The following is a 24,287-nucleotide window of genomic DNA, read 5'->3' as shown; positions in this document are numbered from 1 at the left end:
GGCGGGTGAGAGCGGCGAGGACCGGACCCAATACGCCGAACGCGGCCCGGGGATCACCTCCCCGTCCGCCGCAGCGGCCCCCAGGTGTTCTCCTGCCGTTTCACCTCCGCCCGGGCCTCCTCGATGACCCGGTCCTCCACCCAGCGCATCGGCTGCACGTCCGCCACCAGCGGCTCGTTGTCCGGCCCGCGCCCCCGCTCCCGCCCCTTCAGCACCCAGGGGCGGACGCCGGGCCCCTTGTCGTGCGGCAGATGGGCGTAGTCGTACAGCCTCCGTGCCACCCACAGCTCCACCGGCCGCCCCTCCCACCACTCCTCGACGTCCAGCGGATTGGCCGACAGGCCCGTCATCGGTACGCCCGTCAGGTCGTCGGTGCTGGAGACCGACGGGAGATCGGCCTCGGGGCCGCGTGACCAGCGGACGTACAGGCCCTGGTGCCGCTCGACCAGCCCGACGAGTTCGGCGAGGGTGTGTACGACCGGCAGGTCGTCCGGTGCGCTCATGGCGGGCCTCCCTCCTCGGCGTCCGGCGACCGAAGTACCCGAACGGGGCGAGCGGAATCGGACGAGCGGCGTCCGGTTGCCTGCGCGCCGACCGGTCGCCAGGTGCTCAGCGGGCCAGTGCGGCGGCGTCCCCCATGACGACCACGGGGTGCCGGTCGGAGTCCAGCGCCCGCAGCAGCTCCTTCATGTGGGTCCGGCTGAGGCTGACGCAGGCCTGGGTGGGCCCGCCGTGGTCGACGTGGAACCAGACGCCGCCGCCGCGCTCGGGGCCGAGCGGCCGCGTCCAGTCGAGGGGCGAGGTGCCGGGCTCGCGGTTGTAGTCGATGGCGACCACGTAGTCGAAGGAGCCGGCCAGCGGCTCGCCCTCGAAGCCGGAACCGGTCGCCGTGAACCCGGTCGAGTGGTCGTACGGCAGCCGGGTCCCGGGGTCGGGAAGCAGCCCGCCTGCGTCGGTGAGGGTGTAGACGCCGATGGGTGAGCGCAGGTCACCGAGCCGGTGGTGGTCGGTCCAGCCGCGCAGCGCGTTGTGCGCGGGCCAACTCCTGCGCGCCTGCCAGCCGGCCACGGTGCGTTCGTACAGGACGACGTCGGACACCGCGGAGTTCCTGCCACGGCCGGTCACCACCACGGCCTGACGTGCGTCGGCGGGCACCTGGGCCCGGGTTGCGGGGCCGAGCCCGGGCAGCTGCCGCGGGGCCGTCACGAGGGACTGCTCGGGGCCGGGCCCGGGCGCCTTGGCCTCGGCGGAAGCGACGGGCCCGCGCGCGGGTGCCGCGTCCGTGCCCTGGGCACCGCACGCCGTCAGCAGCAGGGCGGCGGCGGGCAGCAGGAACCGGCAGGTGCGTCTGATCATGTGTCGACCTTGGCCGACACAGGTGAGGAACCCGTCGGGTTCCACGGCTGCATCCACTCGCCCGGCGTACGCTCCCGTCACACCTCTCCCCATTCGAAACTTCGAAAGGCTTCCCGCATGAGTGTCCGTGTCCGCCGAGTCTACGAACCGCCGGAGTCCGAGGACGGCACGCGGGTCCTGGTCGACCGGCTGTGGCCGCGCGGCCTGGCCAAGGACGCGGCCCGCGTGGACGAGTGGCCCAAGGGGCTCACGCCGTCCACCGAGCTGCGCCGCTGGTATCACGCGGGCGAGGGGTCGTACGAGGAGTTCGCGCGCCGGTACGAGGCGGAGCTGGCCGAGCCCGAGGCGGCCGAACTCGTGGACCGCGTACGCGAGTTGGCGGCCAAGGGCACCGTGACACTGGTGACCGCCTCGAAGAACCTGGAGCAGGGCCACGCGGCGGTGCTGGCCCGCCTCCTTCAGTCCTGAGGAAAGTCCTGAGGAGGCGGGCCTGAGCCGGTCTCAGCCGGTCTGCCGGGCCGCCGCCCGCCCCGCCGCACGGCCCGAGAACAGGCAGCCGCCGAGGAAGGTGCCCTCCAGCGCGTTGTAGCCGTGCACGCCGCCCCCGCCGAAGCCGGCCACCTCGCCCGCCGCGTACAGCCCGTCGACGGGCTGCCCGTCGACGCCCAGGGCGCGGGAGTCGAGGTCGGTCTGGATGCCGCCGAGCGTCTTGCGGGTCAGCACGTGCAGCTTGACGCCGATCAGGGGGCCTGCCGCCGGGTCGAGGATGCGGTGCGGGGTGGCGACGCGGCCGAGGCGGTCGCCGATGTAGCGGCGGGCGTTGCGGATGCCCTGCACCTGGGCGTCCTTGCTGTAGGGGTTGGTGATCTGAAGGTCGCGGGCCTCGATCTGACGTCGTATCACCTCGGCGTCGAGGAGCGGCTTGTCGGTCAGGCCGTTCATCTTCTCGACGAGCTGTTCGACGGTGGGGGCGGTCACGAAGTCGGCGCCGTTGCGCAGGAACGCCGCCACCGGGCCGGGCGCACCCTTGCCGAGCACGCGTTCACGCAGGAACGCCTTGCGGTCCTTGGCGGTGATGTCGGGATTCTGCTCGGAGCCCGAGAGCGCGAACTCCTTCTCGATGATCCGCTGGGTGAGGATGAACCAGGAGTGGTCGTGACCGGCGATGTCCTCGGTGGTGCGCAGGTACTTGAGCGTGTTGAGGGTGTCGTAGCCGGGCAGGCAGGGGTCGGGCAGTCGGCGGCCGAGGGCGTCGAACCACATCGAGGACGGGCCGGGCAGGATGCGGATGCCGTGGCCGGGCCAGATCGTGTCCCAGTTCTGGAGGCCCTCGGTGTAGTGCCACATGCGGTCGCGGTTGACCAGCCGTACGCCCGCCTCGGCGCTGATGTCGAGCATGCGGCCGTCGACGTAGGCGGGGACGCCGGTGACCATCTCGGCGGGCGGGGTGCCGAGCCGTTCGGGCCAGTAGCGGCGGACGATGTCGTGGTTGGCGCCGATGCCGCCGGTGGTGACGATCACCGCCTGGGCGGTGAGTTCGAAGTCGCCGATGGCGTCCCGGTTGGAGGCGACGCCGCGCGGGGAGTTGTCGTCGGCCAGCACGGTGCCGTGTACGCCGCGGGCGGCGCCGTCCTCGATGACGAGCCGGTCGACCCGGTGGCGGTGGTGGAAGGTCAGCAACCCGTCCCGGGCGGCCTGCCTGGCGTACCGCACGAACGGCTCCACGACCCCCGTGCCCGTGCCCCAGGCGATGTGGAAGCGGGGCACGGAGTTGCCGTGTCCGTGGGCGCGCAGATCGCCGCGCTCGGCCCAGCCGACCGTGGGCAGGAACTTGATGCCGTGCCCCTCCAGCCAGGACCGCTTCTCCCCCGCCGCGAACTCGACGTAGGCCCGTGCCCAGCGCACCGCCCAGGAGTCCTCGTCGTCCAGCCGGTCGAACCCGGCGCTGCCCTGCCAGTCGTTCCAGGCGAGGTCGAAGGAGTCCTTGACGCCGAGCCTCCGCTGCTCCGGCGTGTCGACGAGGAACAACCCGCCGAAGGACCAGAACGCCTGTCCGCCGAGGTTGGCGGCGTTCTCCTGGTCGACCAGCGCGACGCGGCGGCCCCGGCTGGTGAGTTCGTGCGCGGCGACCAGACCCGCGAGACCGGCTCCGACGACTATGACGTCAGCGTCCATGGCGAGAAGTTCCCTTTCTCCTACGGCGTTCGTACGACTCGGTCGTGCTTGCCGCTGCCGTCGGTCAGCAGCGCGGTGAGCAGCTGCTTGAGCCACGCGCGCGCGTGCTCGACGTCCTTGTCCAGCAGCAGTTGGGTGGTGACCCCGTCGTACGCGGCGACGACCGCGTGGGCGGCGGAGTCGATGTCGCCCAGTACGGCGGGCAGTTCGGTGTGGCTCGGGACGGCCCGGGCGAGCCGTTCGGCGATCGCGCCGCGCAACCGGGCCCGGTGCTCCAGCAGGGACTGTGCAACGGCAGGGTCACGGGCCGCGTGCACCAGGAAGTCGGTCTTCACCAGCAGCCAGTCCAGGTCGAGGAGCAGCACCTCGGTGACCCGGTCGACGGCGGCGGGCACGTCGAGGTCCGGTCCGTCCTGGGCGAGCGCCCCGGAGACCTGCTCGGCGATCAGGTCGGCCCGCTGCCGGTAGAGGGCGAAGAACAGCTCGTCCTGGCTGGCGAAGTTGGAGTAGAAGGCGCCCCGGCTGTACCCGGCGGCCTCGCAGACCTCCTCGATCGACACCCGCCCGAAGCCCTTGGCCGCGAACACCTCGAAGGCGGCGTCCAGGAGGTTGGCGCGCGTGCGGACGCGGCGCCTGGTCACCCGCGCGGCTGTTCGCTCCATGTCCGACCTCCGTTCGATACGCGAATGTATCCGATACAGGAATGTATCCAAAGGGTGGAGTCACACGCCCTACGCTCCTATGGAACACACATTCGAATCAGAGGTACGCTGAGGTCATGGCCACGCACCTCCAGGGCTCGCTCTTCGACCAGACCGACGACGTCCGGCTCGGCCCGCTCGACGGGCTGCGCCGTATCACGCTCGGCTCCGGCGCCTGGATCGACGTACTGCCGGGGTGGCTGAGCGGGGCCGACGTGCTGTTCGAACAGCTGGCGACCGAGGTGCCGTGGCGGGCCGAGCGCCGCACGATGTACGACCACGTCGTCGACGTACCTCGGCTGCTGGCGTACTACGGCGCGGACGACCCGCTGCCGCACCCGGTACTGGCCGAGGCGCGCGACGCGCTGTCCGCGCACTACGCCGACGAGCTGGGCGAGCCGTTCGCCACGGCGGGTCTGTGCTTCTACCGCGACGGCCGGGACAGCGTCGCCTGGCACGGCGACCGGATCGGGCGCGGTGCCCGCGAGGACACGATGGTCGCGATCCTCTCCGTGGGAGCACCCCGTGACCTGCTGCTGCGTCCCATGCACGGCCGCGGCGGGACCGTCCGGCGCCCGCTCGGGCACGGCGACCTGATCGTGATGGGCGGCTCCTGCCAGCGGACGTGGGAGCACTGCGTACCGAAGTCCACGCGCGCGACGGGACCGCGGATCAGCATCCAGTTCCGCCCGCACGGCGTGAACTGAAGCCGGTCTCCCCGATTGCGCTCCGACCCTCCGGCGAACCGGTTTTCGTGATCTGCTTTGCTGTCTGTCGTCGGGCGCGGACCTCACCATGCGGGACGATCATGCGGGCGGATGTGCAGCAAGTCGCCGACGGCACCTATCTGGTGCACGGCAGCAACACGAACTGGGTGATCCTCAAGGACGGGGACGCCGTCACCCTGGTCGACACCGGGTACCTCGGGGACCGGCAGCAGCTCCTCGACTCCCTCGCGGCGGTGGGGAGCTCACCGGAGGCGGTCGCCGCGGTGCTGATCACCCACGCCCACAACGACCACCTGGGCTCGGCGGAGTATCTGCGCGAGACCTACGGCACGCCGGTGTATCTGCACGAGGCGGAAGTGCCGCACGCCCGCCGGGAGTTCCTGCACCAGGTGTCCGTGGGCCAGGTGCTGCGCAACGGCTGGCGTCCGGGTGTGCTGCCGTGGGCGGTGCACGCCATCCGGTCGGGCGGCACCGCGCACGTCCCGGTGACCTCGCCCGAGCCGTTCCCGGGGACGGGTCCGCTGGATCTGCCGGGGCGTCCGGTGCCCGTGCACACCCCCGGCCACACCGCCGGGCACTCCGTGTTCCATCTGCCCGGGGCCGGGGTCGTGATCTCCGGTGACGCCCTGGTCAGCGGCCACGCGACCTCGCGGATCAAGGGCCCGCAACTGCTGCCCGACATGTTCCACCACGAGCGCGCCCAGGCCTTGGCCTCGCTGGAGCTGATCGAGGGCCTCGCGGCCGACGTCCTGCTGCCCGGGCACGGGCCGGTCCACCGGGGTTCCGTACCGGACGCCGCCCGCCAGGCACGGGAACGGGCCGTCTAGGCTCCCGCCATGGCTTTGCAGATCAGCGCCACCAACCCGGAGCACCCCGCACTCCTGCTGGAGCTGCCGTGGCACCTGCCGCTGGAGGAGTGGCCGGAGAAGCACCTCGTGCCGCTGCCCCGCGGTATCTCCCGGCACGTGGTGCGCTACGCCCGCGCGGGCGGCGAGGTCGTCGCCGTCAAGGAACTCGCGCAGCGGCCCGCCCTGCGCGAGTACGAGCTTCTGCGCGACCTGGACCGGCTCGGCATCCCCGCGGTGGACGCCCTCGGCGTGGTCACCGGCCGCACGGACGCGGACGGCGGCCCGCTGGAGTCGGTGCTGATCACCCGGCACCTGGGCGGCTCGATGCCGTACCGGTCGATGTTCGAGACGACCATGCGCCCGGCGACCATGCACCGGCTGATGGACGCGCTGGCGGTGCTGCTGGTGCGGCTGCACCTGGCCGGGTTCGCCTGGGGCGACTGCTCGCTGTCCAACACCCTGTTCCGCCGGGACGCCGGCGCCTACGCCGCCTACCTCGTCGACGCCGAGACCGGCGAGCTGCACGCCCGCCTCAGCGACGGCCAGCGCGACTACGACCTCGACCTCGCCCGCGTCAACATCAGCGGCGAGCTGCTCGACCTGGAGGCGTCCGGCGCGCTGCACCCGTCGGTCGACCCGATCGAGTTCGGCACGGAGATCTGCGCCCGCTACCACGACCTGTGGCGGGAGCTGACCCGCACCTCGGTCTACCCGGCGGGCAAGTACCACTACATAGAGCGCCGGATACGCCGCCTGAACGACCTCGGTTTCGACGTGGCCGAGATGCAGATCGAGCACTCCTCGAACGGCGACACGGTCACCTTCGTGCCGAAGGTCGTCGACGCGGGTCACCACCAGCGGCAGCTGCTGCGGCTGACCGGGCTGGACACCGAGGAGAACCAGGCCCGGCGGCTGCTGAACGACCTGGAGAGCTGGATGGCCACCCAGGACGACTACGCGCCGGGCGACCCCCTCGCCGCCCGCCCGGAGGTGCTCGCCCACCGCTGGGTGCGGGAGGTGTTCCGGCCGACCGTGCGCGCCGTGCCGCCCGAGCTGCGCGGCGCGGTGGACCCGGCCGAGATCTATCACCAGTTGCTCGAACACCGCTGGTACCTGTCCGAGCGGGCGCAGCAGGACATCGGCCTCGACACGGCCGTCAAGGACTACGTCGAGAACATCCTGCCGCGGGCGCGGGAGACCCTGGAGGCACCGGTGGCCGAGTGACTCACGCGGGCGGTACGACCACCACGGGGCACTCCGCGTGATGCAGGACGCCGTGCGCCACCGAGCCGATCCGCGCCCCCACGGCCGTACGACGGGCCCGGCGGCCGACGACCATCAGCTGGGCGCGCCCGGCCATCGACAGCAGCACCTGCCCCGCGCTGCCCATCTCCACGTGCTCCACCACCGGCACGTCCGGGAACCGCTCCCGCCACGGCTGCAACGCCTCGGCCAGCGCCTTGATCTCGTACGGCTCGGGCCCGCCCGCCTCGTCGAGCAGCTTCAGCGAGCCGGGGCTGTAGGCGAACACCGGCGGCAGCGTCCAGGCCCGCACCGCCCGCACCGTCGCCCCGCGCGCGGCGGCCGTCTCGAACGCGAACCGCAGCGCGGCGGCGCTGTCGTCCGCGTCGCCCTCCTGCCCGACGACGATCTCGCGGCCGTCCACCTCGGTCGCGGCGCGGTCCCCGGACCGCACCAGGACGACCGGGCGGACCGTCTCGGCGATCACCTGCTGCCCGACGGAGCCGAGCAGAAACCCGACGACCCGGCCGTGCCCGCGCGAGCCCAGCACCAGCATCTCGGACTCGGCCGCCGCCGCGGTGAGGGCGTCGACGACGTCGCCCTCCACGATGTCGGTGGTCACCTCCAGGCCGGCGTACCGCCCGCTGACGGTCCGCACACCCGCGTCCACGGCGTCCCGCACCCATTGGGCCTGCGTCTGACGGTCGCCGTCGACGGCCTCGTGCGGCTCGTACCGCCAGGCGTGCACCACACGCAGCGCCAGTCCGCGCCGGACGGCTTCGCGGCCCGCCCAGGCCAGTGCGGCGAGGCTCTCCTCCGATCCGTCGACCCCTGTGGTGATCGGGCGCGTCATCCGGCTGCCTCCTCGTGTCGCGTTCACCATCCGTCACGGACAGTCTTCCCTAAGCTGCCGACATGAGCCTCGAATGGGAGCAGGTAGTCGTGGACGCCGCCGATCCGGTGGCCCTGGGGAACTGGTGGGCGGAGGCGCTCGGCTGGTTGGTGATCAACGATACGGCCGAGGACTTCGAGATCCGGCCGGCCAAGGACCGGCTGCCAGGGATGATCTTCGAGCCGGTGCCGGAGGGCAAGTCCGTCAAGAACCGCCTCCACCTCGACTTCCGCCCCGACGACCAAGAGGCCGAGGTCACCCGCCTCCTCGCCCTCGGGGCGCGGCCCGCGGACGTCGGACAGGGTGAGCAGACGTGGGTGGTGCTCGCGGACCCGGAGGGCAACGAGTTCTGCGTCCTGCGGTCCCGGCACCATTGAGCGGTCGCGGCACATTGAGCGGATCTCGCCATTCTCCTTACCCGAGCGAAGCCGGACGAACGCACATACGATGGCCGGACCGGCGCGGTGACAACGGGGCCGCCGTGCCCTGACACCGACCGCTCGGGGTGGGAGACGTATGGCACAGGCCGCCGACGCAGCGCGGACCGTCATCATGACCGTGGACGACGACCCGGGAGTCTCCCGTGCCGTCGCCCGCGATCTCAGGCGGCGCTACGGCGAGTCGTACCGGATCGTGCGCGCGGAGTCCGGCGAGTCCGCGCTGCAGGCGCTGCGCGAGCTGAAGCTGCGTGGCGACCTGGTGGCGGTGGTCCTGGCCGACTACCGGATGCCGCAGATGAACGGCATCGAGTTCCTGGAGCAGGCCCTGGACGTGTATCCGGGCGCGCGACGGGTGCTGCTGACCGCGTACGCGGACACCAACGCGGCGATCGACGCGATCAACGTCGTCGATCTCGACCACTACCTCCTCAAGCCGTGGGACCCGCCCGAGGAGAAGCTCTACCCGGTCCTGGACGATCTGCTGGACGCGTGGCGGCGCAGCGACTACCGGCCCGTGCCCAGCACCAAGGTCGTCGGGCACCGCTGGTCGGCGCGCTCCACGGACGTACGGGAGTTCCTGGCCCGCAACCAGGTGCCGTACCGCTGGTACTCGGCCGACGAGCCCGAGGGCCGGCGGCTGCTGGCCGCCGCCGGGGCGGACGGGCAGCGGCTGCCGCTGGTGATCACGCCGGACGGCACGCCGCTGGTCGAGCCGGAGGCCCCCGAGCTCGCCGCCCACGTGGGGCTGGCGACGACACCGACCGCCGACTTCTACGACCTGGTCGTCATCGGCGGCGGCCCGGCCGGGCTCGGCGCGGCCGTGTACGGGGCGTCGGAGGGGCTGCGGACGGTGCTCGTGGAGCGGTCGGCGACCGGCGGGCAGGCCGGGCAGAGCTCGCGCATCGAGAACTACCTGGGCTTCCCCGACGGCGTGTCGGGCGCGCAGCTCACCGACCGGGCGCGGCGGCAGGCGACCAGATTCGGCGCCGAGATCCTCACCGCGCGCGAGGTGACGGGACTTGAGGTCAACGGGGCCGCTCGGGTCGTACGGTTCGCGGACGGCTCGGCGATCGCCGCGCACAGCGTGATCCTGGCGACCGGTGTGCAGTACCGGCAGCTTCAGGCGCAGGGTTGCGACGACCTGAGCGGCTGCGGGGTGTACTACGGCTCGGCGCTGACCGAGGCGGCGGCCTGCCAGGGCCACGACGTGTACATCGTGGGCGGCGCCAACTCGGCGGGGCAGGCGGCGATGTACCTGGCCCGGGGCGCGAAGTCGGTCACCCTGCTGGTGCGCGGGTCGTCGCTGTCCGCGTCGATGTCCTACTACCTCATCCAGCAGATCGAGCAGGCGCCGAACATCTCTGTGCGCTGCGGCACGGTGGTCGAGGCCGCGCACGGCTCCGACCACCTGGAGCAGCTGACGCTGCGCGACGCGGCGACCGGGCAGACCGAACTGGTCGACGCTCAGTGGCTGTTCGTGTTCATCGGCGCGGCCCCGCTGACCGACTGGCTGGACGGCACGGTGCTGCGTGACGAACGCGGGTTCATCCTGGCGGGCCCCGACCTCACGCCCGACGGGCGGCCGCCGGCCGACTGGGAGCTGGACCGGCCGCCGTACCACCTGGAGACCAATGTCCCCGGCGTGTTCGTGGCGGGCGACGCGCGTGCCGAGTCCGCGAAGCGGGTCGCCTCCGCCGTCGGGGAGGGAGCCATGGCCGTGATGCTCGTCCACCGTTATCTGGAGCAGTCATGAGCGGTCAGCCGATGCCGTGCAACGCCGAGGAGATCGGCTCCCTGTTCCTGTTCGAGAAGCTCAGCCCCGAACAGCTCGGACGGCTGTGCGCGGACGGACAGGTGCAGCGGTTCGAGCCCGGGCCGGTGTACACCGAGGGCGAGCCCGCCACCTGCTTCTACGTGATGATCGAAGGCACGGTCGTGCTGTCGCGGCGGGTCGGCGGGGACGACGTGGAGGTCACCCGCACCTCGCAGCGCGGGGTGTACGCCGGGGCCATGCAGGCGTACATCGGCGACCGTGTCCGGCAGGTCTACAACAACTCGATGCGGGTGACCGAGCCGACCCGGTTCTTCGTGCTGCCCGCCGACACGTTCGCCGCCATCATGCAGGAGTGGTTCCCGATGGCGGTCCACCTGCTGGAGGGGCTCTTCTTCGGTTCGAAGAACACCCAGCGGATGGTCGGCCAGCGCGAACGGCTGCTGGCGCTTGGTTCGTTGTCGGCCGGGCTCACCCATGAGCTCAACAACCCGGCGGCCGCGGCCGTACGGGCGACCGCGACGTTGCAGGAGCGGGTGGCGAAGATGCGGCACAAGCTCAGCATCATCTCCGCGGGCACGTACTCGCGCGAGGCCCTGGCGAGTCTGATCGAGATCCAGGACCGCACGGCCGAACGCGTCGCCAAGGCGCCTTCGTTGAGTCCGCTGGAGGCGTCGGACCGCGAGGACGCGCTCGCCGACTGGCTCGACGACCACGGCATCCCCGACGGCTGGCGGCTCGCGCCCACCTTCGTGCAGGCCGGGCTCGACCTGGACTGGCTGGACCAGGTCGCGGCGGCCGTGGACGAGGAGATACTGCCGAGCGCGATCGGGTGGCTCAACTACACGGTCGAGACCGAGCTGTTGATGGACGAGATCCAGGACTCCACGACCCGGATCTCGCAGCTGGTGGACGCGGCGAAGCAGTACTCGCAGCTCGACCGCGCCCCCTACCGGATGGCCGACGTGCACGAACTCCTCGACAGCACCCTGCTGATGCTGTCGGGCAAGATCGGGCAGCGGATCAAGGTCGTCAAGGACTACGACCGTACGCTCCCGAAGATCCCCGCCTACCCGGCGGAGCTCAACCAGGTGTGGACCAACCTGATCGACAACGCGGTCGCCGCGATCAACAGCGCGGGCGGCGAAGGGGCGTTGACCGTGCGCACGGGGCTCGATCACGACCGGCTGCTGGTGGAGTTCCGCGACACCGGTCCCGGGGTGGCGCCGGAGATCCGGGACCGCATCTTCGACCCCTTCTTCACCACCAAGCCGGTGGGCGAGGGCACCGGGCTCGGCCTGGACATCTCCTGGCGGATCGTGGTCAACAAGCATCACGGCAGCCTCCACGTCGAGTCCGTGCCGGGCGACACGCGGTTCCAGGTGCTGCTTCCGCTCACCGCCACCGAGGACGAGACGGCCCCCGAGGAGTCGGCATGACCAGTGACATCAGCGGTATCGACCCGAGCGTGCCGCCCAGCGGCGCGGGGTGCGTGGAGTGCGACGAGGCCGGGGGGTGGTGGTTCCATCTGCGGCGCTGCGCGCAGTGCGGGCACATCGGCTGCTGCGACTCCTCACCCGCCCAGCACGCCAGCGCGCACTACAAGGCCACGGGGCATCCGCTGATGCGGAGTTTCGAGCCGGGTGAGGAGTGGTTCTGGAACTTCGCGACAGGGCAGATGTACGAGGCCGGGCCCGAGCTGGCGCCGCCGGTGAGCCATCCCGCCGACCAGCCGGCGCCGGGTCCGGCCGGGCGGGTTCCTGCGGACTGGGCTCGGACGTTGCGGGGTTGAGGGCTCAGAGACTCGGGGTGACTGCTAGCACTCCAGGCTCTTGAGGTCGACGGCGTCGGCGAGCGCCTGCATCCCCTTGTCGTTGGGGTGCAGGTGGTCGCCGTTGTCGAAGAACGGCATGATCCGCTCGGGGTCGTAGGGATTGCGCAGGATGCGGTCGAAGTCGGTGACGGCGTCGAACTCCCCGCTGTCGCGGATGAAGGTGTTGACCTCCTGGCGTACGGCTTCGGCGGCGGGGTCCCATTCGGACCAGCCCTTGAAGGGGCCGACGGTGGCGCCGACGACGCACTTGCCCGCCGCGTGCGCCCGGTCGATGATCTCCCGGTATCCGGCGATGAGATCCTCGGCTGTGACGCCCGTGTGGGCCTTGATGTCGTTGACGCCCTCGAAGAGGAAGACCGTGCGGACACCGGGGTGGGACAGCACGTCCCGCTCCAGCCGGTTGAGGGCGCTCTGCCCGGCGCCGTCGGCCAGGACCTTGTTGCCGGAGATCCCTTCGTTGGCCACGCCCTGCACCGTCGACCCGGCCGTCGCCCGGAGTCTGCGGGCGAGGTAGTCGGGCCAGCGGCGGTTGAGGTCGGTGCTGGACTGCCAGCCGTCGGTGATGGAGTCGCCGAGCGCGACCACGGCACCCGTCGCGGTGCTCGTGCGGACCGTGACGGCGTCGAGGTAGAACCAGGAGCCGATGGTGTCGGTCCAGTTGGCGGCGCCCACCTCGGCGGTGTGGTCGCCCTGGGCCGCGTACGACGTCTGCATGGCCATCCCGTGGCCCGTCGCCGGTCCCGCCGCGTCGGGGCTGTGCAGACTGATCACGAGGTTCGCGGCGGCGGCGACCTTGCCGGGCAGCGGGTCGCTGTAGGCGGTGGCGCCCGCGGGGACGGTGACGGTCCGCGAGCCGCCGAAGGTCAGCCGCCGGTTGCTGCCGGGCACCAGTTCGGCGCCCACCCGCTGGATGCCGGCGTAGACGCTGTCGAAGGTCACCGGCCGGTCCCCGAAGGCGTTGGAGAGCCGGATCCGCAGGTTGTCGCCGCCGACGCTGGTGCGGACGACCAGCCGGTAGCTGCGGTCGGCGACGGCGTCGCCCATGCGGTCGGCACTGGCGCCCCAGGTGACGACGTCGTGCCGGGCAGGCGCTGCTTGCGCTGCCGTCACCGTGCCCTGCAGCGCCGAAACCACCAGCAGGCCGGTGATCAGCCGCGCCACACGGCCGGTCACCGGGCGAAGCCCTTCAGCGTGACGGACTCGCCGGGCTTCAGCGTCACCGTCCGGGAGACTTCCCCGTACGCCACCACAGTGGTCCGGCCCCCGACGCTACGGAGCCGGACCGAGGTCGGCTTCCCGTCCCGCCAGTGGAGGTCCACGACGAAGCCGCCCCGCGCGGCGACGCCCGTGACGTGACCGGAGGCTGCCCAGGCGTCCGGAAGGGCCGGGAGGAGTTCCAGGTGGCCCGGGCGGGAGTACAGGAGCATCTCGATCATCGCGGCCGGGGTGCCGAAGTTGGCGTCGATCTGGAAGATGCCGCGGCCCGGTTGAGTCTCGTAGATGTCGAAGAGGTTGAACGCGGTGCCGTTGCCGCCGCCGGTGGACGGGCGGAGGTTGTTCACGATGAGCTGGTAGGCCCTGTCGGCGTCCTTCAGCCGGGCCCAGCACAGCGCGCGCCAGGCGTTCGCCCAGCCGAAGCTGTTCATGCCGCGCGCGATGAGCTGTGCGGTGGCGCCGTCGACGATGTCCTTCGGGGTGGAGCCGTCGGGGCGGATGCGGTCGCCGGGGAACAGGCCGACGAGACCGGACAGGTGCCGGTGGGTCGTGTCGCCCAGGTTGTCCGGCGACATCCACTCCTGGAGCCAGCCCGTCTTCGGGCTCACCTCGGGCAGGTACAGCTTCTTGCGCAGGCCCGCGATGGTGTCGGCGTAGCCGGTGTCCTTCTTCAGCTCGGCGGCCGCGACGCAGAAGTTGCCGAACAGCGCCCACACCATCTCCTGGGCGTAGGTGTTGCCCTTGGCGTCCTGCGGGCCGTGCTCGGGCGACCAGTCGCTGTCGGCGATGAGCACCTCCTTGGAGGTGCCGGGGAGCGTGGTGGTCAGCAGCCGCGCCTCCCAGAACTCGCAGGCGCCCTTGAGCAGCGGGTAGATCCTCGCCAGATGCTCCCGCGACTGGGTGTATTCGTAGTGCTCGTACAGGCTGTTGCACAGCCAGGCATTGCCCGCCGGGTGCCACCACCAGCCGTTGCCGCCGTGCGGGTTGGTGGAGAAGGCGACCGTCCAACCGGCGACCTTGCCCGTGGAGTTGCGGTAGCGGTTGCGCGGGTCGTTGAAGAGCCGGTGCGTGAGCTCGGTCCAGGACGGGAGCTGGGCGAGGCAGTAGTCGGTGAACGTGTCGAAGCACGGGGACAGGCCCGTGCGGTCGGCCATCCAGTAGTTCATCTGGATGTTGATGTCGGTGTGGTAGTCGCCCATCCAGTCCGGATCGTTGCCGTCGAGCCACAGCCCCTGGAGGTTCAGGGGCAGACTGCCGCGCGAACCGGAGATCATCAGGTAGCGGCCGAACTGGAGGTAGGCGGCCTCCAGTTCGGGATCGGGCACCCCGTCACGGAAGCGCGCTTTCAGCCGCTCCCACGTGTCCAGCGCCCGCTGGTCGGCGGCCGACTCGCCCAGGGAGAGCTCCTGTCGGCCGTACAGGTCGCGATAGTCGGCGACGTGGGTGCGCAGCAGTGTGCCCGCCGAGTGGGTCGCGGCGGCGCGTACCTTCGTACGGGCCAGCCGCTCGGGGTCGAGCGACGGATCGCGGTAGCCGGTGGTGGCGTCGGGCGCGTAGTTGGTGCCGCCGCTGACGACCACCGTGAGTTCCCTGCACCCGGTGAAGTCGATCCGGGAGCCGTTCACGGCGACGCGGCCGCCCCTGCTGTGGGCCCGGACGGCGGCGCCGTAGCGCAGCCCGTTGGGGAAGGACGCCCCGAAGGACTCCGCCCCTGACGGGGTTTCGCCGTGGGTGCCCTCCAGGGTGATGGTGCCGGTGTAGGTGCCGCCACCGCTCTGCGTGAAGTGCAGGACGATCACGTCGTCCGGGCGGCTGGCGAACACCTGCCGCCGATACGTGACCTTCGAGCGTACGTACGAGCAGGCCACCACGCCCTGGGCGAGGTCGAGGGTGCGGCGGTAGCCGGTGACGGCGGACAGGTCGTGGTCGGGGATGTCGACGGTGAGCCGGGCGAGCAGGGTGAAGGAGCCGAAGTCGGCGCGGCCGTAGGGGAACTGTCCGTCGGCGTCGAGGGTGTCGTTGAGGCCGCCGGTCCACATCGTGGCGTCGGTGATGAGCAGCAGTTCGCGGCCGGGGTCGTTGCTCGCGAGGGCGCCGAGGCGGCCGTTGCCGACCGGCAGGCCCTGTTCGATGAGCGAGCCCTCGTCGCCGGGGGCCTGCCACCACAGTCCGTCGCGGTCCGAACCGGTCAGGAGCGGCGAGGTGGTGGGGCGCTGCGGGGCTGCGGAGGCGGTGAAGGCGGGCAGGCCACCGAGGGCGGCGGCGAGCGAGCCCGTCGTGGCGACGGAGAGCAGGGTTCTTCTGCTGGGGTCGGGAGAGCGGGGGTCCATGTGCGGCTCCGAAGGACGTCGGGGGCGGGGGGCCCGGCGCAGGGCCGGGCCCCCCGGGAGGGGTCAGGAGGAGGACTTCGGTACGTCGATCCGGTCGATGTCCGGTGCGTAGCCCGACCCGCTGTCGAACGTGATCGTGTTCGCGCCCGCCTTCAGCTTCACCGGCACGCTGACGGTGTCGACCGTCCCCCAGTCGCCGGTGGACGCGAACTTGTGGCGGGTGGCGCCGCCCGAGTTGGCGGAGACGTCGAGCGAGCGCGGGTCGCCACTGACGTACGCGACCTTGATCTGGTAGGTGCCCGCCTTGTCGACGACCACGTCGTTGAAGGTGAGCTTGCCGCCGAGGTAGAGGTTGCCGACCTTGCGGTCACCGGAGCAGGCGGAGCAGTCGGCGACGGAGGCGTGGCCGCCGAGGGTGTTGGCCGGGGACTCGGCCTCGTAGGCGGTCGTGGGGACGGCGGTGCCGCGCGGGGTGATGGTGAAGAGGCGGGAGCCGTGGGCGGGCAGGGCCTGGGTGATGCCCTTCCGGTACGTGCCCAGGTTCTCGTGGTTCCACAGGTCGCGGACGCTCGCCTTACCGGCGAAGCCGAGCATGCCCCAGTCGGCGGTGACGGCGGCCGGGGAGTCGGCGAGGTTGAACAGGGCGACGGTGTACGTGCCGTTGGGGTTCTTCGCCGCCCAGACCTGCTGCGGGTCGGACGGCGTGAGCAGTTTCGCGGGCGGGGTGTCGCCCTGGTTGACGGCGATGACCTCGCGGTTGGTCAGCAGGGAGACGCCGTAGGAGTCGAGGCGGGTGAGGTCGTCGCCCGTGAACAGCGGGGACTTGGCGATGGCCCACAGGGTGGCGTAGCTCTGCCGTTCGGCCTTGGTCAGGCCGTCCATCTCGCCGTTGCCGACGTTGAGGGCGTCCAGGTCGTTCCAGCCGCCCGGGCCCGCGTGCCGGGTCCACGCGGGGGTGTCGTCCCAGCGGTCGGCGACGGAGTTCTCCCAGGTGACGAGGGTGTTGCAGTAGCACTCGACGTCGGTGTCGATGCGCCAGCCGTTGGAGTACTTCTTCCAGTCCTCGACATGCCCGATGTCCAGGGACCAGGACAGCTCCAGATGGATCGGGCGTCCGGTGGCTGCGATGGCCTTCTGCCAGGCGGCCACGTCGGCGACGTTGTTGTAGTTGTCGCCGCTCTTGAAGGAGCCCGGGCCGACGCCGTCGAGCTTGAGGAAGTCGTAGCCCCAGTCGGCGAAGAGCTGGGCCTGGGAGTCGATGTACTTCTGCGCGCAGGGATCGGAGAAGTCGATCTTGTAGGCGCTGTCCCAGCCGTTGGTCGTGCGCAGGTCGTCGTACACGATGTCGGCGGTGGTACAGCCGTCGGCGTTCCAGATCGGCACCTTGCCGTCGCCGTACGCCTCCTTCTCCAGACCGACGGGCAGATAGATCCCCGCCTTGAGCCCCTTGGCGTGGATGTGGTCGGCGACCGCCTTCATGCCCCGGGGGAAGCGGACCGGGTCGGCCTTCTGGCGGCCGTACGCGTCGAAGGAGGGCTTCCACGCCTTGTCGCGCCACCAGCCGGCGTCGATATTGACGTACTCGTAGCCGTACCGCTTCAGCTTCTGGGCCATCGCGTCGGCCTGCTTCAGCACGTTCGCCTCGGTGAGGTAGCTGTAGTCGCCGTCCGGGTTGAGGCCCGGGTACTTCGACGACTGCATGCTCCAACTCGACCAGCCCATGTAGGGCTTGGCGGCCAGGGGCGTGTCGTCCGATTGGGCTTGCGCCTGCGGGATGGCTGTCGCGAGGCCCGCCGTGAGGGCCAGGACGACGACGGTTCTCAGGCCGCGTGCGGGCAGGACGGAGTACGAGGGTGACCGCATGGGTCGTACCTCCTGGGGGTTGGTGCAGCTGCGGGTTGGTGGGGCTAGTTCTGGTCCGTGGTGATGAAGCTCTGGATCGCGGTGGCCGCCGCGCCGCGTGCCCATTCCTCGAAGGGCAGCGGGCGGGTCCGTACGGCGCACTGCGCGGCGGAGCCGAACGCGGCCGCGGCGAAGGCGTCGCGGATCTGCTCGGCGAACAGGTCGTAGGCGGCCAGCCCCTCGCCGGAGATGATCACCAGCTCGGGTCCGAGGAGGTTGGCCACGGTGGCGATGCCCCGGCCGATCGCCTCGCCCGCGCGCGCGTACACCGCGCGGGCCCCGGCATCGCCCCGGTGCGCGAAGGCCAGGGCCTCGGCGGCGTCGGCGACCTGGACGCCCGCCGCCTCCCCGACTGCGGCGACGATCGCCTCCTCCCCGGCGATGGCCTCGACGCAGCCCCGGTTGCCGCAGTGGCACAGCGGGCCGGCCGGGTCGATGGCCACGTGCCCGATCTCACCGGCCACACCGTGCGCCCCGGCGACGACCTGCCCGTGCACGACGAGGCCGCAGCCGATGCCCGCGCCGACCGTCACCACGGCGAAGTCGGACAGCCCCACTCCGGCGCCGAACCACTGCTCGGCGACGGTCAGGGCCCGTACGTCGTTGTCGACGGTGACCGGCAATCCGGTGGTCATGGCGGCGAGTTCGGCGAGCGGTACGTCCCGCCACTCCAGGAACGGCGAGTAGCGGACGGCTCCCGCCGCGCGGTCGACGTCACCGGAGACGGCGAGACCGAGGCCCCGTACCCGTACGCCGAAGCCGTCCGCCTCGGTGAGCAACTCCCGCACCAGTTCCGCGATCTGCGCCAGCACCGGCTTGGGGTCGCGGTCGGTCAGCGGCAGGTGCCGGGCGACGCGGATGCGGCAGCACAGGTCGGTGAGGACGCCGATGAGTTCGTCGCCGGTCACCTTGACGCCGAGGAACAGGGCCCGCCCGCCGTCGACCCGCACCGGGTTCGCGGGCCGCCCGAGCGCGCGGCGGGCCTCCTCGTCGACGTCCTCCACCAGGTATCCGGCCTCGATCAGCGGCCGGACCGCCTTGGTCACCGCGGCGGCGGACAGCCCGGTCCGCCCGGCCATCTCGGAGCGGGTGAGGGGGCCGTGGGACAGCACGGTGGTGAAGATCTGCGAGGCGGCCGGTGTATGGACCGGGAACACCTCGGGGCGGGAGCTCGGGGGCATGGCGGGAACCTAGGCGCCTTATTTTCCGCTGTCAATGAAAGAAGCAGGAATCAACAGAAGGTTGATTCGATCCACCCCGAGTTCTTTCAAATGCATGGCCCACCACAGGGTTTGACGGCTGTTCGAAGGGGTTGTGCCGCTGGGAACCGCCGCCCACCGGTGCACGTTGTCCCGTCGACACCCCACCAGCAGGGCGGCGCCATGAGTGAGTTGGTCCCCGGAGGCAATCTGCCGCTCCCTGGCGGCGCCTTGACCGTGCGGGTTCCCGGCCCCTTCGACGTGTCCGCGCTCATCACCGACGACGACGGCAAGGTGCGCGGCGACGGCGACTTCGTGTTCTACAACCAGCCGTCCGTGCCGGGAGCCGTCCTGCGCGGCGACACGCTCACTGTCGACCCGGGGCGGCTGCGCGCCGGAGCCACCCGCGTCACGGTCGTCGTCAGCCCCGCCGACCCCGGCACGCCGCTGGGCGGTCTGCCGGTCCCCACGCTGCTCGTGACCGATCCCGGCGGCCGCCACCTCGCCCGGTTCACTCCCCCGCGCCCCGGCCAGGAGACGGTCCTCCTGCTCGCCGAGCTGTACCGGCGCGGCGCGGGCTGGAAGGTGCGTGCCCTCGGACAGGGGTACGCCGACGGACTGGCGGGCCTGGCCCGCGACTTCGGCGTGGACGTACTGGACGACGACACGCCGTCGGCCTTTTCGGCGGGCACCCCCACCACCACCGGGCCGGTGAACGCCACGCGCCTCACTGCCACACCCCACCCACCGTCCGCCCCCGACCCCCACGGCTACCTCCCCCTCATCAACTCCGCCCGCGCCCAGGCCGGTTCGCCACCCGTCTCCCTCGACGCCCGCCTCACCACCGCCGCCCAGCAGCACGCCTCGGCGATGGCGGCCGCGGGCCGACTCGGCGTGGAGAGCCGGGACGGTGTCGCCGTCTACCAGCGCGTGACCGCCGCCGGATACCCGTACATCACCATCGGCGAGCACCTGGTCTCCGGCCCGCGCACGCCCACCGAGTTCATGGACTACTGCCTGCGCACGGACGGCCCCCGCCGCACGCTCCACGACCCGACATTCACACACGCCGGACTGGCCCAGGCCAACGGTGGCCGCTCCGGGACCACTTACTGGACCGCTCTGTGGGCCAAACCGCTCACCCCCGCCGACCTCACCCGCACGGCAGCCGACGTCATCGACCTCACCAACCACGAACGCGCCCGCGCCGGTCTGCCGCCCCTGGCCCCCGACCCGGTGCTGACCAGGGCCGCGCAGGCGCACAGCGCCGACATGGTGGCCCGGGACTTCTACTCCCACACCGCACCCGACGGCAGCCAACCCTGGGACCGAGCCGCCGCCGCGGGCTCCACCCGCCGCTCGATCGGCGAGAACATAGCCTGCGGCCAGCGCTCCCCCACCGAGGTGGTGACCGGCTGGATGAACAGCCCAGGTCATCGCGCCAACATCCTCAAGCCCGGCTTCACGCACATCGGCATCGGTTTCGTCGGCGGCGGCCGGGCGGGGACGTACTGGACCCAGCTCTTCGGCGGCGGGTGAGTGGCGACACGCGGGCACGCCGCCCGCAGTTCGCCCGGCAATGTTGGCAGAACGACATACACCGGACAGGATGCCCGCATGAAGGGTGACCTCTTTTCCAGCGAGCACATGGTCCAGCCCGCGCAGGCGCCGGGCATGACCGTCGAGAACGCCAAGTGCATCAGGTACGCGGTCAACGGCGAGATGCTGGCCCGGCAGGGCGCGATGATCGCCTACCGCGGCAACCTCACATTCGAACGCAAGGGCCAGGGCGTGGGCGGCATGCTCAAGCGCGCGGTCACGGGCGAGGGGCTGCCCCTCATGGCGGTGCGCGGCCAGGGCGAGGCCTGGTTCGCGCACGAGGCGCAGAACTGCTTCGTGGTCGACATCGAGCCGGGCGAGGAGTTCACGGTCAACGGCCGCAACGTCCTGTGTTTCGACGCCTCGTTGTCGTACCGGATCGCCACGGTGAAGGGGGCGGGCATCACCGGCGGCGGGCTGTTCAACAGCGTCTTCAGCGGACAGGGCAGGCTCGGGCTGGTGTGTGACGGCAACCCGCTGGTCATCCCTGTCTCGGCGCAGTATCCGGTGTACGTCGACACGGACGCGGTCGTCGGCTGGACCGCAGGTCTGCAGACGTCCCTGCACCGCTCGCAGTCCATCGGGTCGATGCTGCGCGGCGGTTCCGGGGAGGCCGTACAACTCGTGCTCCAGGGAGAGGGATACGTCGTCGTACGACCGAGCGAGGCGACCCCCCAGAAGGCCCAGCAGCACTGAGGGCAGTGGGCCAACAGTGACGCCTTGGCCTCTCGGGTGGCCAGGGTGGGTCTTCTGCCGCTGACGCCGAGCGGTTGAGGGCCGCCGAACGGGCGGGGCAGCCCGGCGCGGCGGCCCTCCATCTGAGGGGTGCCTGCGAGCGCGGACGGACCTCCCGGCGCGCGCCCGGGGCCGGTGCTGCTTAGCGTGGCAGGGTGAGCGCGCGGGCCCTCTCCGACCAGGCACTGTCCCGTCCCGGCTGGGTGCAGGCCGTGGTCGTGGTGCTGGCCGGGCTGGTCGCCATGGGGGTCACCGCCGCGCTGGGCCTGTGGGCGGCCGGGGCGGCGGATCTGCCGGACGGGGCGTTTCCCCGGGTGGTCGCGGCGACCGTCGTGACGTCGGTGGGCGGTGTCGTCGAGCTGTCGGGAGATGTCGGAGGCCTCGCCGAGACGGCGGCGGGGCTGAGCGTGATCCCGCTGTCCGTGACGCTGGTCGGCGCGCTGGTGATCGCCGCGGGTTTCCTGCGACCGCTGCGGCACCGGGCGGTGGCGGGTGCCGGGGAGCTGGGCGCGTGGGCCGGGAAGGTGGCCGTCCTGTGGCTGCTGGGCCTGCTCGGACTGGCCCTCGGGGCCCGGCAGACCTTCCGGATCTCGCTCGGCGAGGGTGCGATCACTGACATCGGTGATCTGTTGGGTCTCACGCCGGAGATCGGCTTCACCACGGACGTACCGCTGTCCCTGTTCTTCGGTCTGCTGTGGCTGGTGGGTGTGCTGGCGCTGGCCCTGCTGGTCTCGCGCGGCGCCCCGCTGCCGGGCCGGCTGCTGCGCTTTCAGGAATCGGTGCGTCCGGCCGCGTACGCGATGGTCGTCCTGCTGCTCGCCTACGTCGTACTGGGGTTTGTCATCGGCCTGATCGTCGCGGCGACCCGTGGGCATGCCGTCGAGACCTTCGCCGTGCTGCTGCTCGGGCTGCCGAACCTGGTGTGGCTCGGGCTCACCCTCGGCCTGGGCGCCACCTGGGACGGCCGGGTGGAAGGCCCGTTCGAGCTGCCGATGCCGCACGTGCTGGACCAGGTGCTGCGCTCCTCGGAGGTCCAGGCCGTCAACGTCGGCACGCTCTCCGAGCAGGACGGCCGGTGGTGGTGGCTGGTGGTCGTGGCGGCGGTGCTGGTGCTCGGGGCCGCGTTCGTGATGGCGGCCCGTTCACCGGCGCGGGTGCGGCTCTGGCAGCATGCCGTGCACATGGCCGTCGCGCTGGCGCTCACCGTGCTCATGATCTGCCTGGTCGGCCGGATCTCCGCGTCCTACGGCCTGTCCGTCCTCGGCATCGGCGACCTGGGCGGCGACCTCGCCGGTGAACTGTTCCTGCGGCCCCGGATCTGGATCGCGCTGGGGCTCGCCGTGCTGTGGGGGCTTGTGACCGGCCTGCTCGGCGGACTGCTGGCGAAGAGGGTACGGCGGCGGGGCGCGACGCCCTAGCCAAGTTTCCGGCAGTACAACGCGTCCGGCGTCCGCGATGAGCCCACCCGTCCCGTGTACGCAATCCCGGCCGCGTACTCGTCGTCCGCGCACTGCCCCTTGTAGTGACCGACCGCGAAGTCACCGCCCTTGGGTGTCGATCCCCGGTTGTCGCCGCGGTCGAACCAGACGGTACGGCCACTGGTGCCGAGCTCACCCGCCGGGGCGGACGCGCAGAGGGCGGCGGAGACGGCGGAGCCCCGGACGCTGTAGCCGCTCAGGTAGTGGCCGGTGGCGCACTGGAGTTTGGTGTAGCCCGTGGCCCAGTCGTTGCCCGTCGTGACGTGCCGCTCGTCGACGACCACCTCGTGTCCGCCGGCCGGGGGCCACGAGCCGGACACGTCCGAGCACAGGCCGCGGTTGCCGGTGTGGCTGAGGCCGAGCAGCCGCTGACCGTCGGGGCAGGCCGCCTTGCGGGCGCCCGGGTCCCAGTCGGGCAGGGCGCGCATCCGCCGGGACTGATCGAAGTCGCCGTGGTCGGGGCTGAGCATGGACCACTCCGTCACCGGCGCCACCGGTCCGGTGCGGCCGGGCGCGTCGATGAGCCGGGTCCATGCGGGGGCCCGCCAGTCGTCACCGTCGTACAGCCCCATGCGGTTGCCCGCGGCGTCCCAGTGCAGCAGCGCCCAGCCGTTGCCCTTGCGGTTCTCGTGCCAGCCGACGAGTGGCCAGTACGCGAAGTCGGCGTCGGTGCGGATCAGATGGTCGACGAAGTTCTCGAACCAGGCCCGCTGCTTGGCGCCGGTCTCCTCCCGGCCGCCGATGCCGAACTCGCTGATCCAGACCGGCGCGGTGAAGTGCCGGTCCTGTTCGGCGGTGACGTAGAAGGCCTGGCGGTTCAGTACGTCGATCAGTTCGGTCGGGGCGAGGTCGCGGTAGCGGGGGTCGCTGGTCTCGCCCGTTCCGGTGGCGCCGCTGTGGTTCGGGCCGGTGTAGTCGTAGAAGTGGGCCGAGTACACGAGCTTGCCGGAGTCGACGAGGGTGTGCGAGAGACGGCGTACGGGCTCCAGGGTGGGGCGTTCGTGCGGCAGGCCGTCGACGGGGATGCCGGTCCAGTTGATGCCCTCGACGATGATCAGGAGGTCGGGGTTGGCCTCCGTCAGGATGCGGTCGCCGACTCGCTGGGAGGCGGCGAACCAGTCGTGGTTGTCGCCGAGGCCCCAGTTGGGGTCGTCCCAGACGTTGCGGCGCACCTCGTTGTAGAGGTCGGCGCCGACGACACGCTTGTTGTCCTGGTACCGGCGGGCCATGAACAGCCAGTCGTTCTCCCAGGCCTCGGTGGACTGGCTGGCGTTCCAGCGTTCATTGCCGTCGACTCCGCAGCACCACCGGGTGGTGTTGGTGTGGTTGTTGAGGATCACCGCGAGTCCGGCGGCGGTCAGTTCGCGGACCACGGCGTCGTACACCTGGAGCGGGGTCATGCCGCGCAGGGCGGGGTTGGCGGCGACGGCGTCGTCCGTGACGGGGACGGTGTCGTGGATCATCTCGTTGGAGAAGGGCAGGCGGATGCTGTTGATCCCGATCTCCTGGAATCCGGCGATGATCTCGGCGATGGGCGCGCGGTCCAGGCCGAGCGGGATCCGGCCGGAGTTCTCACCGGCGTGGTGGTTGGCGTCGTCGGCCGTACTGCCGGAGCCGTTCCAGGTGCCGCTGGCGCCGTGCCAGTTGCCGGACCGCAGCTTGAAGCGGTCGCCGTCGGCGTCGACGATCCAGCGGCCCCGGGTGCTCAGCGGCGCGGTCCAGTCGACGGCCGCCTCGGCCTGGGGCGCCTGCACCAGGGGCAGAAGGAGCAGTACGGCGGCCAGTGTGGCCCTGACGAAGGCTGCGCGCACGGTCACCATCCCGGACGGCGTTGTCATGGCA

Annotated in this window: 21 protein-coding genes; 11 read left to right on the top strand and 10 right to left on the bottom strand. The window is 71.5% G+C overall.

Annotated elements, in window-relative coordinates; translation table 11 throughout:
- Window positions 1-53: 53 nt before the first annotated feature.
- Window positions 54-503 (bottom strand): DUF6098 family protein, encoded by a 450-nt coding sequence (locus SSP24_RS19005; RefSeq protein ID WP_141310835.1) that lies wholly within the window; start codon window positions 501-503, stop codon window positions 54-56.
- 106 nt (window positions 504-609) lie between these two features.
- Entirely contained in the window at window positions 610-1,356 is a 747-nt protein-coding gene (locus SSP24_RS19000) for a hypothetical protein (protein ID WP_141310834.1), read from the bottom strand.
- Window positions 1,357-1,473: 117 nt separating this feature from the next.
- Between SSP24_RS19000 and SSP24_RS18995 the strand changes: the two genes are divergently transcribed.
- On the top strand, window positions 1,474-1,824 hold the full coding sequence (locus SSP24_RS18995; protein ID WP_141310833.1) for a DUF488 domain-containing protein: 351 nt from the start codon (window positions 1,474-1,476) through the stop codon (window positions 1,822-1,824).
- 33 nt (window positions 1,825-1,857) lie between these two features.
- Here SSP24_RS18995 and SSP24_RS18990 read toward each other — a convergent pair whose 3' ends face one another.
- Window positions 1,858-3,531 (bottom strand): FAD-binding dehydrogenase, encoded by a 1,674-nt coding sequence (locus SSP24_RS18990; protein ID WP_141310832.1) that lies wholly within the window; start codon window positions 3,529-3,531, stop codon window positions 1,858-1,860.
- A 20-nt stretch (window positions 3,532-3,551) separates the two neighbouring features.
- Entirely contained in the window at window positions 3,552-4,193 is a 642-nt protein-coding gene (locus SSP24_RS18985; protein WP_141310831.1) for a TetR/AcrR family transcriptional regulator, read from the bottom strand.
- Window positions 4,194-4,309: 116 nt separating this feature from the next.
- Between SSP24_RS18985 and SSP24_RS18980 the strand changes: the two genes are divergently transcribed.
- The 3 genes from SSP24_RS18980 (at window position 4,310) to SSP24_RS18970 (ending at window position 7,032) form a co-directional block, all read left to right on the top strand.
- The gene (locus tag SSP24_RS18980) at window positions 4,310-4,939 is read left to right on the top strand and encodes an alpha-ketoglutarate-dependent dioxygenase AlkB (RefSeq protein ID WP_141310830.1); all 630 of its coding nucleotides are present in this window, start codon (window positions 4,310-4,312) and stop codon (window positions 4,937-4,939) included.
- A gap of 101 nt (window positions 4,940-5,040) precedes the next feature.
- Entirely contained in the window at window positions 5,041-5,787 is a 747-nt protein-coding gene (locus SSP24_RS18975; protein ID WP_141310829.1) for an MBL fold metallo-hydrolase, read from the top strand.
- A 9-nt stretch (window positions 5,788-5,796) separates the two neighbouring features.
- The gene (locus SSP24_RS18970) at window positions 5,797-7,032 is read left to right on the top strand and encodes a DUF4032 domain-containing protein (RefSeq protein WP_141310828.1); all 1,236 of its coding nucleotides are present in this window, start codon (window positions 5,797-5,799) and stop codon (window positions 7,030-7,032) included.
- A gap of 1 nt (window position 7,033) precedes the next feature.
- Here SSP24_RS18970 and SSP24_RS18965 read toward each other — a convergent pair whose 3' ends face one another.
- On the bottom strand, window positions 7,034-7,903 hold the full coding sequence (locus tag SSP24_RS18965; protein ID WP_141310827.1) for a universal stress protein: 870 nt from the start codon (window positions 7,901-7,903) through the stop codon (window positions 7,034-7,036).
- Between the two features lie 62 nt (window positions 7,904-7,965).
- Here SSP24_RS18965 and SSP24_RS18960 point away from each other — a divergent pair, with 62 nt between their 5' ends.
- From SSP24_RS18960 to SSP24_RS18945, 4 genes are all read left to right on the top strand, one after another.
- Complete coding sequence (locus tag SSP24_RS18960) at window positions 7,966-8,319, top strand: VOC family protein (RefSeq protein WP_141310826.1); 354 nt, start codon at window positions 7,966-7,968, stop codon at window positions 8,317-8,319.
- A gap of 139 nt (window positions 8,320-8,458) precedes the next feature.
- Complete coding sequence (locus SSP24_RS18955; RefSeq protein ID WP_141310825.1) at window positions 8,459-10,135, top strand: NAD(P)/FAD-dependent oxidoreductase; 1,677 nt, start codon at window positions 8,459-8,461, stop codon at window positions 10,133-10,135.
- Complete coding sequence (locus tag SSP24_RS18950) at window positions 10,132-11,592, top strand: ATP-binding protein (RefSeq protein ID WP_141310824.1); 1,461 nt, start codon at window positions 10,132-10,134, stop codon at window positions 11,590-11,592. The genes SSP24_RS18955 and SSP24_RS18950 overlap by 4 nt, the downstream gene beginning before the upstream one ends.
- A complete protein-coding gene (locus SSP24_RS18945; protein ID WP_141310823.1) occupies window positions 11,589-11,945 on the top strand; it encodes a UBP-type zinc finger domain-containing protein in 357 nt (118 codons plus the stop codon). Before SSP24_RS18950 ends, SSP24_RS18945 begins: the two co-directional genes overlap by 4 nt.
- 24 nt (window positions 11,946-11,969) lie before the next feature.
- On the opposite strand, the gene SSP24_RS18940 is transcribed toward SSP24_RS18945, so the two are convergent.
- The 4 genes from SSP24_RS18940 to SSP24_RS18925 all read right to left on the bottom strand — a co-directional run bounded on the left by SSP24_RS18940 (window position 11,970) and on the right by SSP24_RS18925 (window position 18,615).
- Window positions 11,970-13,160 (bottom strand): SGNH/GDSL hydrolase family protein, encoded by a 1,191-nt coding sequence (locus SSP24_RS18940; protein WP_373306807.1) that lies wholly within the window; start codon window positions 13,158-13,160, stop codon window positions 11,970-11,972.
- Window positions 13,157-15,532, bottom strand: a complete 2,376-nt coding sequence (locus tag SSP24_RS18935) for a glycosyl hydrolase family 95 catalytic domain-containing protein (protein WP_141310822.1) — start codon at window positions 15,530-15,532, stop codon at window positions 13,157-13,159. The genes SSP24_RS18940 and SSP24_RS18935 overlap by 4 nt, the downstream gene beginning before the upstream one ends.
- Window positions 15,533-15,595: 63 nt before the next feature.
- The gene (locus SSP24_RS18930) at window positions 15,596-17,395 is read right to left on the bottom strand and encodes an alpha-galactosidase D (RefSeq protein ID WP_141310821.1); all 1,800 of its coding nucleotides are present in this window, start codon (window positions 17,393-17,395) and stop codon (window positions 15,596-15,598) included.
- A 44-nt stretch (window positions 17,396-17,439) separates the two neighbouring features.
- Window positions 17,440-18,615 (bottom strand): ROK family transcriptional regulator, encoded by a 1,176-nt coding sequence (locus tag SSP24_RS18925; protein ID WP_141310820.1) that lies wholly within the window; start codon window positions 18,613-18,615, stop codon window positions 17,440-17,442.
- Between the two features lie 201 nt (window positions 18,616-18,816).
- Here SSP24_RS18925 and SSP24_RS18920 point away from each other — a divergent pair, with 201 nt between their 5' ends.
- From SSP24_RS18920 to SSP24_RS18910, 3 genes are all read left to right on the top strand, one after another.
- A complete protein-coding gene (locus SSP24_RS18920) occupies window positions 18,817-20,172 on the top strand; it encodes a CAP domain-containing protein (protein WP_141310819.1) in 1,356 nt (451 codons plus the stop codon).
- 78 nt (window positions 20,173-20,250) lie between these two features.
- On the top strand, window positions 20,251-20,928 hold the full coding sequence (locus tag SSP24_RS18915; protein ID WP_141310818.1) for an AIM24 family protein: 678 nt from the start codon (window positions 20,251-20,253) through the stop codon (window positions 20,926-20,928).
- Between the two features lie 194 nt (window positions 20,929-21,122).
- The gene (locus SSP24_RS18910) at window positions 21,123-22,385 is read left to right on the top strand and encodes a streptophobe family protein (RefSeq protein WP_141310817.1); all 1,263 of its coding nucleotides are present in this window, start codon (window positions 21,123-21,125) and stop codon (window positions 22,383-22,385) included.
- Here the strand turns inward: SSP24_RS18910 and SSP24_RS18905 are convergent.
- Entirely contained in the window at window positions 22,382-24,265 is a 1,884-nt protein-coding gene (locus tag SSP24_RS18905) for a glycoside hydrolase family 5 protein (protein ID WP_141310856.1), read from the bottom strand. The two genes, SSP24_RS18910 and SSP24_RS18905, sit on opposite strands and share 4 nt — an antisense overlap.
- Window positions 24,266-24,287 lie beyond the last annotated feature (22 nt).

This window comes from Streptomyces spinoverrucosus, from assembly GCF_006539505.1.
Taxonomy (GTDB): Bacteria; Actinomycetota; Actinomycetes; order Streptomycetales; family Streptomycetaceae; genus Streptomyces; species Streptomyces spinoverrucosus.
Note: the sequence above shows the minus strand (reverse complement) of the source record. Positions and strands in the feature narration are given on the sequence as shown.